Annotated in this window: 14 protein-coding genes; 4 read left to right on the top strand and 10 right to left on the bottom strand. The window is 42.4% G+C overall.

Annotated elements, in window-relative coordinates; translation table 11 throughout:
• Positions 1–20: 20 nt before the first annotated feature.
• The 3 genes from yihI to EGC80_RS04415 form a co-directional block, all read right to left on the bottom strand.
• Positions 21–569, bottom strand: a complete 549-nt coding sequence (gene yihI, locus EGC80_RS04425) for a Der GTPase-activating protein YihI (RefSeq protein ID WP_124012856.1) — start codon at positions 567–569, stop codon at positions 21–23.
• 55 nt (positions 570–624) lie between these two features.
• Positions 625–1287 (bottom strand): methyltransferase domain-containing protein, encoded by a 663-nt coding sequence (locus EGC80_RS04420; RefSeq protein ID WP_124012855.1) that lies wholly within the window; start codon positions 1285–1287, stop codon positions 625–627.
• 839 nt (positions 1288–2126) lie between these two features.
• Entirely contained in the window at positions 2127–2750 is a 624-nt protein-coding gene (locus tag EGC80_RS04415; protein ID WP_124012854.1) for a c-type cytochrome, read from the bottom strand.
• A 263-nt stretch (positions 2751–3013) separates the two neighbouring features.
• Here EGC80_RS04415 and yihA point away from each other — a divergent pair, with 263 nt between their 5' ends.
• Entirely contained in the window at positions 3014–3670 is a 657-nt protein-coding gene (gene yihA / locus EGC80_RS04410) for a ribosome biogenesis GTP-binding protein YihA/YsxC (protein WP_101033357.1), read from the top strand.
• Positions 3671–4535: 865 nt separating this feature from the next.
• On the opposite strand, the gene polA is transcribed toward yihA, so the two are convergent.
• A complete protein-coding gene (polA, locus tag EGC80_RS04405; RefSeq protein ID WP_124012853.1) occupies positions 4536–7292 on the bottom strand; it encodes a DNA polymerase I in 2757 nt (918 codons plus the stop codon).
• Positions 7293–7822: 530 nt separating this feature from the next.
• Here polA and elbB point away from each other — a divergent pair.
• Positions 7823–8476 (top strand): isoprenoid biosynthesis glyoxalase ElbB, encoded by a 654-nt coding sequence (elbB, locus tag EGC80_RS04400; protein ID WP_124012852.1) that lies wholly within the window; start codon positions 7823–7825, stop codon positions 8474–8476.
• A gap of 82 nt (positions 8477–8558) precedes the next feature.
• Here elbB and glpG read toward each other — a convergent pair whose 3' ends face one another.
• From glpG to EGC80_RS04375, 5 genes are all read right to left on the bottom strand, one after another.
• Positions 8559–9410: a rhomboid family intramembrane serine protease GlpG gene (gene glpG / locus EGC80_RS04395; protein WP_124012851.1), complete on the bottom strand. Its 852-nt coding sequence runs from the start codon at positions 9408–9410 to the stop codon at positions 8559–8561.
• Positions 9407–9715: a thiosulfate sulfurtransferase GlpE gene (gene glpE, locus EGC80_RS04390; protein ID WP_101033353.1), complete on the bottom strand. Its 309-nt coding sequence runs from the start codon at positions 9713–9715 to the stop codon at positions 9407–9409. Before glpE ends, glpG begins: the two co-directional genes overlap by 4 nt.
• A gap of 108 nt (positions 9716–9823) precedes the next feature.
• Positions 9824–10849 carry an L-threonine 3-dehydrogenase gene (gene tdh / locus EGC80_RS04385; RefSeq protein WP_124012850.1) on the bottom strand — a complete coding sequence of 342 codons (1026 nt, stop codon included), beginning with the start codon at positions 10847–10849 and terminating at the stop codon, positions 9824–9826.
• Between the two features lie 94 nt (positions 10850–10943).
• Positions 10944–12137 carry a glycine C-acetyltransferase gene (locus EGC80_RS04380; protein WP_124012849.1) on the bottom strand — a complete coding sequence of 398 codons (1194 nt, stop codon included), beginning with the start codon at positions 12135–12137 and terminating at the stop codon, positions 10944–10946.
• A 330-nt stretch (positions 12138–12467) separates the two neighbouring features.
• Complete coding sequence (locus EGC80_RS04375; RefSeq protein ID WP_101033350.1) at positions 12468–13127, bottom strand: TetR/AcrR family transcriptional regulator; 660 nt, start codon at positions 13125–13127, stop codon at positions 12468–12470.
• Positions 13128–13244: 117 nt separating this feature from the next.
• Between EGC80_RS04375 and waaA the strand changes: the two genes are divergently transcribed.
• The gene (waaA, locus tag EGC80_RS04370; RefSeq protein WP_124012848.1) at positions 13245–14507 is read left to right on the top strand and encodes a lipid IV(A) 3-deoxy-D-manno-octulosonic acid transferase; all 1263 of its coding nucleotides are present in this window, start codon (positions 13245–13247) and stop codon (positions 14505–14507) included.
• Between the two features lie 78 nt (positions 14508–14585).
• Here the strand turns inward: waaA and EGC80_RS04365 are convergent, their stop codons facing one another.
• Positions 14586–15314: a 3-deoxy-D-manno-octulosonic acid kinase gene (locus EGC80_RS04365; RefSeq protein ID WP_124012847.1), complete on the bottom strand. Its 729-nt coding sequence runs from the start codon at positions 15312–15314 to the stop codon at positions 14586–14588.
• A gap of 109 nt (positions 15315–15423) precedes the next feature.
• Between EGC80_RS04365 and EGC80_RS04360 the strand changes: the two genes are divergently transcribed.
• On the top strand, positions 15424–16455 hold the full coding sequence (locus EGC80_RS04360; RefSeq protein ID WP_164839419.1) for a glycosyltransferase family 9 protein: 1032 nt from the start codon (positions 15424–15426) through the stop codon (positions 16453–16455).
• Positions 16456–16479 lie beyond the last annotated feature (24 nt).

Here is a 16479-nt window from a genome sequence, read left to right as displayed (position 1 = left end):
TATTACTGTCATCGAGCAGATTAATCTTTGTGTTGATAATCTTTGAGCAGATCAGCACCTGATTCAAAACGATTTAATAATTCATCGTCGCTCAGTTGCTTTTTAGGGCTGGCCGTTGGCGTATCATCACCTTCAGTAAGGCCTAAACTTAACATCAGTTGCTCAATCTTGTCTAATTGATTGTTCAACCACTTTTGATCCGTGTCAGATAAATCGCGACCTTCTTCAAGTTGGTCAAGCAATTGATTTAGTCTTGGGTCTTCTTCAAGTTTCAATAACTGTTGCTCATCGTTCAGTTTAGGCTGTTTAGGCTTAACCACTAACGGCTTGGTAATTGATGTCGGTAATGTTAATGCTACCGGCTTTTTACTGCCATGGCGTGCATCTTTACTCTTAACTGTTGCGCTATCTGATGCTTGTTTAAGTAAAGTTTCATTATGACGGCTGCCTGATTTACGGCCTGTTTCAGATTTTTTACCATCCACCGCATTGCGATCGACTTTTTTCTCTCTTGGGGCAAACTTAGCGCCGTTTTCGCCGCCTTTGCGAGTTTTTTTGCTGCGAGCCATAATGTTCTCGTTAGGTTTTCTAAACACGTTCTTGCAGAGCAATTTCTGCAAGACACTAAATAAGGATGCGCTTTATATCAGATTTTGATGATTTTTGCATCAAAACTAGAGCTTTCGATGCAAATAATAGCTCAAAATCACTATTTAATGCTAAATATTCGAATGTCGAGTGCTGATAAAAGCTTACATGAGTTGGATTGTTTTTGTAATGCCATTTAGCAAAGTGGTCTTTATCGGTCAATAAAGGGGTACTTATTGCTAACCAGCCACCGGGTTTAATTAATTGACTAAGCAACATCCATTCTCGGTGAGGGTGACGAAAGTGCTCAAATACTCGATAACAGCATACAAAATCATAGCGCTGTTTCAGTACCGACTGATCAGCAGCAAAAAACGGGTCGTATTGATTAACAAGATGACCGGCGTCTGCGATGGATTGCTTACTTTGTTCATCAAGTAAGCGGCCAAAATTCAGGCCCGTTAATACACCTGTCTGTTGCTGAGATATTTGCTCAAGCAGTGGCAGTATAAATTGCGATAATGGTTTCTGTTTCGATGACGTTTGTGCACGACCGTAACGCTGACGTTCAAGATCAGGCATTAGATGTGATTTTGGGTTAGCAAAAACTAAACCACACCGTTCGCAGCTGTAGAAAGCTCTTTTTTTGTCTTGAACAAAAAAATGAGCACCATGATTACAAAGCGGACATACGTTCATCAAATACAGCAGTGCCTAAGTATTGACTTAATAAACGATTATATAGCGAATGCGGCTAATTAAAAGTAAGTATTTTAAATCAAGTCAATATTGAGGTTATTTTGGGCATAAAAAAAGGTGGCAGTATAACTGCCACCTCGTAAAAGAGTGCCTAACGCACTTTATTCTGATTCCAAGTATCCTTACTTGCTATGTGACTATCCCGGTCAGATCTTTATTTCTTCTGCTTTCCATGCCGTTTCTAGTTGTTATTGGTCATCCATAACACTTTTTATATTCTGTTGCCGTCCTGACTACAGTTTCCGTAGATGGTCTTCAATGACGCATCATTATCCTAATTGTCTTCAATGACAAGAGTTAACCATCCTTGTTACTTTGTACCTTCGAGCGATAAAGCCTCCAGTGGATGCATCCTCAGCAATAAGCTTTGTATGCCATTATTTGAATCCTTCAAATAATGCTCTGGGTTATCAGTCACTCTGTTGTGTAAGGCAGTGCTAAATAGCATGTCGACCAATCGGTCTATTCCTTACAAATTTTACGACCTGTATTTCAAAATGAAATATCGACTCATGTTGTTATTATTAGTGAGCGGTCTTAAATTATTATTATTATAAATTAACTTTATTCTTATATCTTAAATGTATCAGTCCGAAACCTGCTTGATGTTATTAGTTTTATGTTACAAACAGATGGGTTCATCTCGGTACGGGGTGTATTTAACGCTAAAAGTGTGAACACTGTCAAGTAATAATCGATGAAGTTTACGTCAACGTCAACTTTAGGGGGTAAAAAATGAGCTCGAAAGCCCATTTTTTATTAGCTAATATTCAGTAGTATTAATGCTTAATACTTGAAATATATTTAGATAATGCTTCGATATCAGCATCAGACAGCTTTTTCGCGACATCTTGCATCATGCCATTTAAATCGTTATGACGGATCCCATCACGGAATTGTGTTAGCTGAATGTTGATATAGTTAGCATGTTGACCACCCACCACAGGGAAACCTGCAGCAGCGGCGCCTTGACCTTCAGGTCCATGACAAGCAACACAGGCGGTAATACCGCGGGCGGCATCACCACCTTTATACAGTTTCTCGCCTGCAGTAGGTACATCGGCAACCTCGGCAACAACTTGTACTTGGCTAGCAAAGAATGCTGAAATGTCAGCAATGTCTTCATCGCTGAGTCCCATTGCAAAACCGATCATAATGGGGTTCATACGACCCTCTGCGCCACCTGTTTTGGCCGCTAATCGAAACTCTGTTAATTGTTTTTCAAGATAGGCAGGGTGTTGGCCTGCTAATTTAGGATACATATCAATCATGCTATTGCCGTCAGCACCGTGACAGGCAGAACATACGATTGCTTTAGTTTTGCCTACTTCAGCATTACCTTCAGCCATAACTGGTGATGACATAGCGGCGACTACAGACAGCGCAAGAGCTAACTTTTTCATGGCGTTCCAACTTCTAGTTAATTTATTGTCCTGAGCTTACTAGGAAGACCCGCAAGCGTGGTAAAATGATTTTCCAAGTGCTTTTTATGCAGTTTATTTTGTTCGGTTAGAGCAAAATCATTTATGACTACATCACACACATCAGCATTGCTTGGGTATATAATGTGATCAAGCTAATATTTTACACGAAAATGTGCAAAAGTAAGCAATTGTTAAAAATTTATGGTAACGCGTTACTAGAAGTAATTTAATTGGAGTGAAGAGTGACTGAATCTCGTATCGATTTCCGTAGGGCTAAGTTTTTAATCAGTGCGCCAGATATTGCGCATTTAGATCAGTATCTTCCTGGGGATATCGGGGTTGAGATTGCGTTTGCTGGGCGTTCTAATGCCGGTAAGTCCAGTGCGTTAAATGCACTAACGGAGCAAAAAGGTTTAGCTCGAACCAGTAAAACACCAGGTCGAACCCAATTGATTAACGTTTTTCAGTTGGATGATGATCGTCGCTTGGTCGATTTACCGGGCTATGGTTTTGCGCAAGTCCCTTTAGCATTAAAAAATAAATGGCAACAGGCGCTTGGTGAGTATTTACAAAAACGTGCTTGTTTAAGTGGTTTGGTGGTATTGATGGATATTCGTCATCCATTGAAAGATCTTGATATGCAGATGATTGAATGGGCAGTATTGAGTAATATTCCGGTATTAGCTTTGTTAACTAAGTCTGATAAGTTAACCCAGAGTACCAAAATGAAAACCATCAATGAGGTGCGTTCAGCCCTAAAGGATTTTGGTGATAAGGTGCAAGTGGAGACCTTGTCGTCATTGAAAGGCACCGGTAAACCTAAGGTGCTGAGCATTTTAAATGATTGGTGTCATCCTGAATGGTTAGCTGAGGAGAAGGCTGAGCAAGAACCCGAGTAACCATTGAGCGGTTAATCGATTGCCAGCAAGCACTAAGAGCCGACACACATGTCGGCTTTTTTTCGTCTTTGGTATAGGGTTCTTGATTTTTAGGCAAAAAAAACCGATAACCAAACGGCCATCGGTACAAATAAATTAGCTCTTTTGGGGAGAAGCTAAATTCAACAAGACTCAAGTGCCATCAACTCAATTTGATGACGCTCAATAGCAATATAATAACCGATCTCTAACGACAGTTAAAGTATTTGCTCTAAATATTTTTTAGCTCGAAAAAAAATCAAAAAAAGCCCCAGCAACCTAAATTGCTGGGGCGCCGAATTTGGCTAGTCACTATTGCTAGTGAAATAAAGGTTTGAAAGATTGAACATCTTAACCTCTGTACCCTACGACAATTATAATAGCCTATTAACCTGAAAATAAAAAACTGTTTTTCATAAAGACATATAATAGTGTGATTTTAGACCCAAAACATTGCTGTTTTGTTAACCATAACGGCTTGGAATGTTATACAGATTGAGTTTTTTCGGTAGTCCGCAAATACTTGTCGGATTTTAGCACCGGTTTTAGACAGATTTGAACTCTGATTTGAGGTCCATCAATTGCTTGTTCATCGCCATCCACTGATTGAACTGATAGCAAATAAGGTGGGGTAACACTTTCTAACAGATGGATATGTCTTTTATGATCGAGGCTTTATCGTCTATTTTAGGAGGGATTACTTTTTAACAAATTACTTTCTAACAAATTACTTTCTAAAAAAATGAAGCATAAAAATGCCACCGTCAGTGAGGTGGCATAATCGTTAAACCTGTTTGAATGGTCTAGCAGCCTTTGCTGATACGAGCCAGCTAGTGACCCTCAATAACTAGTGGGCTTCACCCCAGTTGTCGCCAATGCCTGCCTCAGCTAATAAGGTCACGTCCAATGACGCCGCTTGAGCCATTAAATCGCACACTTTTGTTTTGAGCGTTTCAGCTTGCGCCTCATCAACCTCAAACACTAATTCATCGTGCACTTGCATGATTAAGGTGATTTCACCTTGTGTGCTGGTATTGATCCAATGGTGAATCGATATCATGGCTTTTTTGATGATATCTGCGGCAGTACCTTGCATGGGCGCATTAATCGCTGCGCGTTCAGCAGCTTGACGACGTAATGCGTTTCGATCGCGGATTTCTGGTAAGTATAAACGACGTCCGAATAATGTTGACACATAACCCAATTCAGCAGCGATGGCTCGCGTTTCTTCCATGTATTTAAGCACACCTGGGTAGCGAGCAAAATAAGTGTCGATATACGTTTGTGCTTCGTTACGTGGAATATCCAGTTGTTTGCCTAAACCAAATGCAGACATACCATAAATTAAGCCAAAGTTAACCGCTTTGGCGCGGCGACGTTGTTCTGTGGTCACTTCTTCAAAATGTATTCCAAACACTTCAGCTGCAGTGGCTTTGTGGATATCTTTGTTTGCAGCAAAAGCCGCTAATAAGCCTGCATCTTGGGATAAATGCGCCATGATCCGCAGTTCAATTTGCGAATAATCGGCTGCTAAAATCTTACGACCCGCAGGAGCGATAAAGGCTTGACGAATACGGCGACCTTCTTCGGTGCGAATGGGAATATTCTGTAAGTTGGGTTCACTCGATGACAAACGGCCAGTCGCAGCATTAGCTTGGTGGTAACTGGTATGAACACGACCCGTGATAGCGTTAACCATTAGCGGCAGTTTATCGGTATAGGTGCTCTTTAGTTTTGCTAGGCTGCGATGCTCAAGGATGATTTTAGGTAAAGGGTAGTCTAGTGCCAGTTCAACTAACACTTCTTCAGCTGTTGATGGTGCACCCTTAGGCGTTTTCTTTTTGACTGGGTAACCTAGTTTTTCAAAAAAGAGCGTTTGCAGCTGCTTGGGTGAAGCTAAATTAAACTTCTCTTCTGCTATTTCGTAGGCTTTAATTTCCAGTTCATCAAGCTTTTTGGCCAACTCACCACTTTGCTGGCTAAGTAACATTGAGTCGATTAATACACCTTGGCGCTCGACGTCTGACAATACTTGAATTAATGGCAGTTCTAACTCATTAAATACACTGGCGAGTTCAGGTTCTTTTTCAAGTCTTGGCCATAGATGTTGATGTAAACGCAGGGTAATATCAGCATCTTCGGCGGCATAAGGGCCTGCTATATCTAAATTAACTTGGTTAAAGGTCAGTTTTTTTGCGCCTTTACCTGCGACTTCTTCAAAACTAATATTTTTATGACCAAGATATTTTAATGCTAAACCGTCCATGTCGTGACGTGATGCGACTGAATTAAACACATAGGATTCGAGCATGGTATCAAAGCGTACACCTTTGAGAGTAATGCCTGCATTGGCTAAAATACTCATATCATATTTTAGGTTTTGACCGACTTTTTGGAGAGTGTCACTTTCAAGAATTGGGCGCAGCTTTTCAAGTGCACTGGCTTTATCGATTTGCTGCGGCGCGTCAAGGTAATCATGAGCTAACGGTAAATAGGCCGCTTTACCTGCTTCGGTAGCAAATGATAAACCGACAAGTTCTGCTTCCATGTAATTGAGACTAGTGGTTTCAGTATCAATCGCAATAAGGTCGGCGCTGTTGAGCTGTTCGATCCATTTATCGAGCGCTTCCATAGTCAGAATCGTTTCATACTCAGCTTCAATGGTTGGCGATACGGCAATTTCTTCATCGCTAGCGTCGCTAACAGTGCCGCGAGGTTGCTTGTTATCTAATACTTCAGCTAACCAACGCTTGAACTCCATTTCACCAAAGCATTTAATCAGTTCATCTCGATCTTGTGGTTTAACATTGAGCTCATGCCAGTCTTGTTCGAGTTTGACATCTGTTTTGATGGTGGCTAGCTCGTAAGACAGCCTTAGCATATCGGCATTGTCGATAATTTTAGCCGGCATGGTTTTCGAGCCTCGAAAACCCATGTCGACAACACTGTGAGGATCGGCTAATAGCTGGGCAACACTGCCTGCTCCGATGAGCATGGCTAAAGCGGTTTTTTCGCCGACACCAGGTAAGCCCGGAATATTGTCAGATTTGTCGCCCATGAGTGCTAAGAAGTCGATTATTCTATCTGGGTTAACACCGTATTTCGTCTTGACCTCTTCGGGCCCCATAATGGTGTCTGTCATGGTATTGATTAACGTCACATGCTCATTGACGAGTTGCGCCATATCTTTATCGCCGGTACTGATTAACGTCGCTCGGCCTTCTTTACTCGCTTGAAGCGCAATGGTACCGATCACATCGTCGGCTTCGACACCCGAAATGCTGATCAGTGGTAAACCCATCGCGTGAATGATTTTGTGCAAGGGTTCTATTTGAGTGCGCAGATCATCAGGCATCGGTGGACGCTGGGCTTTATATTCGTCGTACATATCGTTGCGGAAGGTTTTGCCTTTGGCATCAAACACCACCGCGATATGACTTGGGCTGTAGCGGCTTAATAAACTGCGAAGCATATTAATGACACCATAAACCGCGCCTGTCGCTTCACCTTTGGAATTGGTTAAATGAGGCGGCGAATAATAAGCGCGATAAAGATAAGATGATCCATCAACGAGGATGAGCGGATTATTGGGAATCGTTGGCATAATTAATATTCGTGTTCAGTATTTTGCGAGACTAATAGGATGACATTATACCCACAGCACCTCAAGATGCTTGTGAGATTGTCAGTTATTTACCCAAGATAGTGCTCAATGACCGTAACGTCTGACCAGTGGCGTATCCAGTGAGGTTTTGTGGGTAATTTTATAGAGAAAAGCAAACTATTAGGCGCGACAAAGATTCACAGCCTGTGGATAAGTCTGTGAGTGAATTAATCAACCTTACTGGATAGATTTTCCTACGACTTGAAATGAAATCTGTAACTAGTTGAATTAAGGCGTTTATTTTTATTTTTGTGAGCTAAATATTAATTCTCATAAATATTACTAATTTGTGGACTTTTTTATTGATGTCAGTTAAGTCACAATAGAATTTAGTGATGTTTTATGGTTACAAAAAGCTCATCTACTAAATTCGACGGTCCAAGTTAGCACGATTTTTAATCAGATCAATCATTTTGTTGTTTTTTTGTTGTAATATTTACATTATCACTTAAAAGTTGAAGGAGGATGTCATGAAAAAAATTGCTGTGTTGTTGAGTGGCTGTGGGGTGTTTGATGGAACTGAGATTCATGAAGCCGTATTAACCTTGCTGGCGATAACGCGAGCGGGAGCACAATATCAATGTTTTGCTCCGGACATGACTCAAATGCATGTGGTGAATCATCTAACGGGTGAGGTCAACACAGACGAAACCCGTAATGTGTTAGTAGAGTCTGCACGAATTGCTCGTGGTGAAGTACTCAATGCCAGCACCTTAGAGATCAGTCAATTTGATGGTTTGGTTATTCCCGGTGGTTTTGGTGCCGCTAAAAATTTATCCAACTTTGCAACTACTGGCAGTAATTGTCATATTCAGCCTATTGTAGAGAACTTTATTCGTGAGTTTTCTTTGGCACACAAGCCTGTTGGTTTTGTGTGTATTTCACCTGTGATGATCCCTAACATTTACGGCAAAGGAGCTGTTGGCACCATTGGCACAGATTCAGAGACGGCTCATGCATTCAATGAAATGGGCGGTAAGCATAAAGACGTGCAAGTTGAAGATATTGTTGTTGATGAAGTGAATAAAATAGTCAGTACGCCAGGGTATATGTTAGCGACATCGATATTAGAGGCACATATTGGTATTGAGAAACTGGTCAATAAAGTACTCGAAATGGCTTAACGATTGGCGTTGAAAAGCACGGTTTATATGAGCCCATTAATGTCAAAAAAAGTGCCACCTAAGGTGGCGCTATTAGTGGTGATTAGCTGGTTTTAGCTTGTTGTGATTTTCTGCTATCAAATAATGCCTGAGCTAACCCGACACAGAGCCCCGCAATGTGGGCACCATTTGCAATTGGCATTCCAAGCACATCAGTAAAGCCCAAGACTAACCAAATGAGCATAAAAATCATATAAGATTGCGGTAAGCTAATACCACAGCTGGGTTTGCGAATACCCATTAACCAAGTGTAACCCACCACAGCATAAACGACGCCAGACAGCCCACCAAAATTAGGTCCTGTCATGTAAAACTGCACAATATTAGGCAAAGTGCCCGCTGCAACTAATAAAAACAGTAGTGGTCGAGTACCCAAATTGGTTTCAATTTTACCGCCTAAGTACCACCACCACAGTATATTAAAGATGATATGCATAGCAGAAAAGTGCATTAGGCTTGGCGTAAACACTCGCCAAACTTGGTTTAAACCACTGTCCGCAACGGCGCCGAAAAAAGATAACTGAGTAAAGATAGCATTGGCAAAACCAAGGTTCATGCCAGCGAAAATGGCAACACAAACAAAAAAGCAGATTAACGTCAGCGGGCCAGCACCTTTCATAAACTGTTGAATTAAGCCTTTTGTTCCCGGGCCATAGTCAAATTTAGTATTGGTAGCGCCGTTATCCCAAGATGCCTGTAAATACTTACTGTCGTATGGGTTTTTAGCAAACTCAATTAACTCGGCGCGGGCTCGGTTTTCATCAGCTGGGTTATTAATCTCTAGGCTAACACCCTGAGCATGAGCCACGGCATGACATTGAATATTTAACCCCTTGAGGTAATCAATAAATGCTTGTGCAGCACGTGCATTCGCGAGTTGGCCAATTTCTATCATGAGTTCGCTAAGCTCCAAGCACTGAAACCGCCATCTAGGCTGTAAACATCATCAAAACCTTGCTCATTTAAGTAGTTAGCGGCACTTTGGCTGCTCATGCCGTGATAACAAACGACGACCAAAGGTCTATCCATATCAGCACTGCTAGTGAATTGAGCTAAATTTTCATTAGTTAAATGGGTTGAACCTTCAATATGACCGGCGGCAAAACTGGCCGCATCACGAATATCAACAACTTGTACGTCGTTAGATTCCGTGGACATATGGATAAGCTCATTAATAGACAAATGTTTAAAACCTGACATGACATAACCTATAAAGTATACGAATAGCGATTGGACTTGGTTTAGTTTGCAACAAGGGGTTGTATAAATACAACCCCTTGTTGGTGTGGGTAACTCAGATATTAACGTTTAATCCCAGCTCAAGATAACCTTTCCAGACTGACCTGAGCGCATCGCATCAAAGCCTTGCTGGAAATCATCGACACTAAAATGATGAGTGATGATAGGGGACAAGTCTAAACCTGATTGGATTAAACTGGCCATTTTGTACCAAGTTTCAAACATTTCACGGCCATAAATGCCTTTGATGAGCAAGCCTTTAAAAATGACTTTACTCCAATCAATGGCCATCTCGCCGCCAGGAATACCGAGCATGGCAATTTTACCGCCGTGGTTCATGGTGTCTAACATTGCGTGGAATGCCGATGGCACACCTGACATTTCTAAACCCACGTCAAAGCCTTCTGTCATGCCAAGTTCTTTGATGACATCGTTAAGGTTTTCGTTGGCGACGTTGACGGCGCGGGTTGCACCCATTTTTCTAGCAAGATCAAGTCGGTATTCGTTCACATCAGTAATCACCACATGACGTGCGCCGACGTGTTTACACACTGCCGCAGCCATAATACCAATAGGGCCTGCACCGGTAATCAATACGTCTTCGCCGACTAAATCAAACGATAACGCGGTATGGACGGCGTTACCAAATGGATCGAATATAGCGGCTAAATCATCTGAAATATCAGCAGGGATCTTGAAGGCGTTAAAAGCAGGCAGCACTAAGTATTCGGCAAATGCGCCATCACGGTTAACCCCAACACCTGAAGTGTTACGGCATAAGTGAGTACGGCCAGCACGACAGTTGCGGCAATGACCACAGGTGATGTGACCTTCTCCAGATACGCGGTCACCAATACTGAACCCACGAACTTCCTGGCCCACATCGACGACTTCGCCGACATATTCATGGCCGGCAATCATAGGTACAGGGATAGTTTTTTGTGACCATTCATCCCAGTTGTAGATATGGACGTCAGTACCACAGATAGCCGTTTTACGAATTTTAATTAACAGGTCATTGTGACCCATTTCTGGTTTTGGTGCTTCGACCATCCAAATGCCTTCTTCAGGCTTTAACTTACTTAATGCTTTCATGTTGATGACCTATTTTTAATCGGAACTATCTTTAGCCTGGGCTATTGTTACGAGATGCTGTTATCAATCTATGCTTCGATGAATCTAGGTTAGATTAGATAATGCCCATTTCTTTACCAATACGGGTAAAGGCAGCAATAGCATGATCAAGTTGAACGCGAGTGTGCGCCGCTGACATTTGAGTACGAATACGCGCTTGGCCCTTGGGTACCACAGGGAATGAGAAACCGACCACGTAAATATGTTCTTGCAATAAACGGTTGGAAAAGTCACTAGCCAATTTAGCATCGCCAATCATTACCGGAATAATGGCATGATCTGCACCACCTAAGGTAAAACCTGCTGCAGACATTTGTTCACGGAAATAACGACTGTTTTCCCAAACGGCTTCACGTAGATCTTGACCTGTTTTTAGCATTTCAAGCACGCGAATTGAGGCGCTAACAATCGAAGGGGCTAAGGAGTTTGAAAACAAGTAAGGGCGCGAGCGTTGACGTAACCATTCAACCACTTCTTTTTTCGCCGCCGTAAATCCACCCGACGCGCCGCCTAATGCTTTGCCTAATGTACCGGTAATAATGTCGACACGATCCATTACGTTGCAATATTCATGGGTTCCACGGCCATCTTGACCGATAAAGCCTACGGCATGAGAGTCATCGACCATCACCAATGCACCGTATTTATCGGCTAAGTCACATACGCCTTGAAGGTTAGCAATCACGCCATCCATTGAGAATACACCGTCAGTGGCAATTAAAATATTCCGCGCTCCAGCTGCTTGGGCTGCAATAAGCTGGGTTTCTAAGTCGCTCATGTCGTTGTTGGCATAACGAAAACGCTTAGCTTTACATAAACGCACGCCATCAATGATTGAGGCATGGTTAAGTGCATCGGATATAATCGCATCCTCAGCATCTAAAAGAGTTTCAAATAAACCCGCGTTAGCATCGAAGCAAGACGAATACAAAATGGTGTCTTCCATGCCTAAAAATTCACTTAGGCTGGCTTCTAATTGCTTATGAATGTCTTGAGTGCCACAGATGAATCGTACCGACGCCATACCAAATCCGTGACTGTCTAAACCAGCTTTTGCTGCTTTGATAAGTTCAGGATGGTTGGCTAAACCTAAATAGTTATTGGCGCAGAAGTTAATCACTTCTTCACTGTTAACCTCAATGGCGGTTTGTTGCGCGGAAGCAATGATGCGTTCACTTTTGTATAAGCCATCGGCTTTTACATCGACAATTTGCTGATTAATTCGGTCGTAAAAAGAGGTAGATGCCACCTGTGTTCTCCTAAATATGGTTATTATGCTTATCCAAATCACGCAGTAAAACACTGCGATAAATGACAGGGTGTTTTGGAGTTATTGGCATTCTAACCTTTATTTTTGCTGCTCTACAGTGTTTTTTTAGTCGTCAGACCAAGATGAATTAGTTTAGGGCTAGCGACTTATTCACATTAAAAAAACTAATCATTAACATGGTGAGTGACTTGGGTGGAAATAGGGGGTAGCGAACACCTCAATAACAACTATTCTGATCTCAATTGTAGTCGGTTATTCGCAAAGTAGAAGATCGGTTACTGATACTTGATTAACCAATATATCGGCATTCTATTGCGCTGCGTTGTGGCGCTCTTGGCTGGCGATGTCTAAATAATGCTGTTCTAAGCGGCAGAATGTGGCGACAGAAGTTTGGGTCGAGTAAGCTTTAAAAATCATCAATACTCTTAATAAGCCATCGTATAAGGTGGCTTTAGTGATGGTTGATGTGCTGGATTGGGTTAATTGGTAGCTAATCCAGAAGCTGACCATCATTTTCAACGTGTCGGCAAGCGCGGTAACTTTACTATCCTCGATATCAAGGAAACCATCTTTTTTGAGTTTGCGGACCACATCACTTGAACGAGTTAGGACTTGTTGTTGCGCGTGTAAATAGCGTTTTTTGAGGGCATCATCACGGCTTAAAATATCGGCCAAGTTGGCATGCATAAACCTAAATTCCCATAAGGTATAGAACATGGCATCAAAGTAACCCATTAATAATTCGATTGTAATAGGCTCATCGTCATAAAGCTTAAAGCCTGACTCTAAATGACTTTCATATAAGCTAAAAATTGAATTAATGATGTCTTCCTTATTACGGAAGTGGTAGTACAAATTGCCCGGGCTAATGCCTAAGTGTGTGGCAATATGGTTGGTGGTAATACTGCGCTCACCGTGTTCATTGAACAGTTCTAAGCTGGCAAAAATGATTTTATCGCGAGTTTTCATGGGGTTTCCACATTCATTATTGGCTTATTGTCGCTCAAATAATTCGTTAAGCTGTCTTGATCTGAGTATGTTAGCATTGTGATTATCTGACAAGCAAAAATCGATGACTCATCTTACATGAACCGTATTGTTTATTCTTTCTTTCTCTATTTGTTTTTTCCGCTGGTGATTGTCTATCTAGCATTTCGGGCGATAAAAAGTGTCGACTATCGGAGTCGTTGGTCTGAACGCTTTGGTTTTGCCAATGTCACTCAAACCGATGTGCTGATCCACTGTGTCTCTATGGGAGAGACTTTGGCGGCTATTCCGTTAATTAAGCAGCTTATGGCTGCGCATTCTCAGTATTCGTTTACCGTTACAACAACCAGTCCTACCGGATCGGCTGAAGTGAAAAAAGCCTTTGGTGATAAGGTGCAGCATTGTTACTTACCGTTTGATTTTTCCTATGCCATCAAAGGTTTTTTACGCCAATTACAACCCAAAGTGTGCATTATTATGGAGACCGAGCTGTGGCCTAACTTGGTCCATTTTGCGCACCGGCAACAAGTGACATTGATTTTGGCCAATGCTCGACTGTCGCAAAAGTCAGCCGATAAATACGCGAATAAGCGTCGTTTAGCTGTGCCTATGTTAAACAAACTCAACTTGATTACCGTACAAACTCAACGTGAAGCCGATCGGTTTATACATTTGGGCGTGGACATTCAACGCATACATGTGTGTGGCAGTTTAAAGTTTGATCTCACTATTGACCCGACAAAAAAACACCAAGCAAATACGCTTCGTGCCCAGTGGGATCGGCTGAATTCACCGATTTGGGTTGCTGGGAGTGTTCATCCTGGTGAGTTTGAGGCGGTTTTGACTGCCCATAAGCAGCTATTAATTGTTTTCCCTGAGGCATTATTGATTATGGCGCCACGACACCCAGAACAATTTAATTTAGCCGCTATTACCGTAACCCAGTCTGGATTGACGTTAGCCAGACGCAGTATGAATGATGAGGTGAATAGCCAGACTCAAGTATTGCTGGGCGATACCATGGGTGAGTTGGTGATGTTATATGGTGCGGCAGATCAAGCGTTTATTGGCGGCACATTAATTAATAGCGGTGGCCATAATCCGCTTGAACCAGCGGCCATGGGATTACCTGTTTATGTTGGCCCTAATCATTGGGACTTTGCTCAAATCACCCAATTGCTTGCTGACGCCGGAGCATTAACCTGCATTACCTCTGCAGATGAATTAGCGCAAGGGTTACAACATAAATTTACCGATAGCCAGATGTATCACGCAGCATCCTCGGCGGCTCTCGCTGTGGTGGAACAAAATCGTGGTGCGTTATTGAAGCAATTTACGCTAATCAATAAGCTCATCGTTTAGCATTTAAGCGTTGATTAATTTGGAAATGGACCCTGGTAAGGGTCTATTTTCAATGACAAGATTACACACTGATTAGGTTTAAATCGGGTTGATGCTCTGGTAACCGGTAAGTAATTGCTGCCAATGTTGCTGATTAAAATGCAGCGTTGTCAGTTTGGCGAGCTCTTTTTTAAAAGAACGTAACAAACGGTCCAGATTAGCTTGTTGCCACGTAGCTTGCGGTGTACGTAACTCACCGCGATCAAAATCTATTAAATAAAATTTTCCGTGAGCCAATAAGATGTTTTTAGCATTGAGATCGGCGTGATATACCCCGCGCTGATGAAATTGGGCAATGGTTTCACCAAGTAAATACCACAGTGACTCTGTCATGGGGTGATGACTTAACTGCGCCACTAAATCGTTTGCCCCAGCAACATGTTCAATAATAATATCGGCTCGATACCATAATCCAAATCGTTCAACATTCGCTGCTATTGGGCGTGGAACCGCAAACCCTTGTTGATATAAGGTTTCGAGTATGGCCAATTCAGCCACCGCGCGGGTTCGTTGTAAGCCAGTATAGAGATAGGCATCACGGCTGAATTTTTCCATCATCCCACCACGCCAATAATGACGTAACACCCATGTTTGCGGTGAGTCGAGATCAGCGGTTTTGACAAACCAGGTGGTGTAGCGGCCCTTAGACTGACCGACAACGGCATTTTTTTTCTGCCAACCATCGACGGCAAAGTCTTGTGGTGCTAAGTGCTGGGCAGTGGTTTCACACCAGGCAATATGGCCAAGTTGAGTGGTTTTTATGTGCATCTAATTATCAATAGCATTGGTGAGATTGTGGATCGAAATAACATTATACCTTAAGATCACTCACTTGCCTTAACAGCCTTATTTTTCACTTAAGCATATTGGATAATCAATGAAAGCTGACTTTAGTGCGATACGTTCATTATGTTTACTGCGTTTATCTGCCATTGGTGATGTATGCCACGCTGTAGCAATGGTGCAGGCGATTCAAAAACAGTATCCAGACCTTAGCATTACTTGGATTATTGGTAAGGTTGAATATCAATTACTCAAGCACTTACCTGGCATTAAGTTTGTTATTTTTGATAAGTCCAAGGGCTGGCGAAGCTATGTGCAGTTACGCAGTGATTTACACGGTCAGCGCTTTGATGTGTTGCTGCACATGCAAGTTGCCCTGCGCGCAACCATAGCTTCATTAATGATTAAGGCGCGAGTGCGTGTCGGATTTGATAAGGCAAGAGCCAAAGAAGGTCAGTGGCTGGTAACCAACCACGCTGTTGAGCCATTGGCCACACCCCATGTATTAGAAGGGTTTATGGGCTTTGCTAACGCCATTGGTGTTAAAGACTTAACCCCTAGTTGGAACATTCCAGTACCCCAAGCAGACACTGATTTTGCTAAACAGCTGGTGGGCGATGATAAGGTGTTGGTGATTTGTGCTGCTGCCAGTAAAGCCGATCGAAATTGGCTACCAGAGCGTTATGCTGCAGTAGCCGATTATGCGGCTGAGCAAGGTTATCGAGTGATGTTGTGCGGCGGACCAAGCGCACTAGAAAAAACCTTAGCCGATGTTATCCAATCTCATAGCCAGCATCCATTGGATAACCAAGTAGGCAAGACATCGCTAACTCAGCTGCTTGCTGTGTTAAAACAAGCCAAGCTAGTGCTCGCACCTGATACCGGGCCATTGCATATGGCGGTCACTCAAGGCACACCTGTTATTGGTTTGTATGCTCATTCTAATCCTGGACGAACAGGACCCTATTTTTATCGTCAATACACCGTCAGTGTTTACCCGCAAGTGATAGCCATTCAATTTGATGCACCAGTGAAATGGGGCACGCGTGCTAAAGGTGAGCATTTAATGGCACTGATAGTGGTTGATGAGGTTAAGACTCAGTTTGATAAATTCATTAAGCAGTAAAAAGCTCGCCTTTAAGCGAGCTGT

The organism is Shewanella psychromarinicola, assembly GCF_003855155.1.
Classification (GTDB): Bacteria; Pseudomonadota; Gammaproteobacteria; order Enterobacterales; family Shewanellaceae; genus Shewanella; species Shewanella psychromarinicola.
This window is presented reverse-complemented; position numbering and strand designations above follow the sequence as displayed.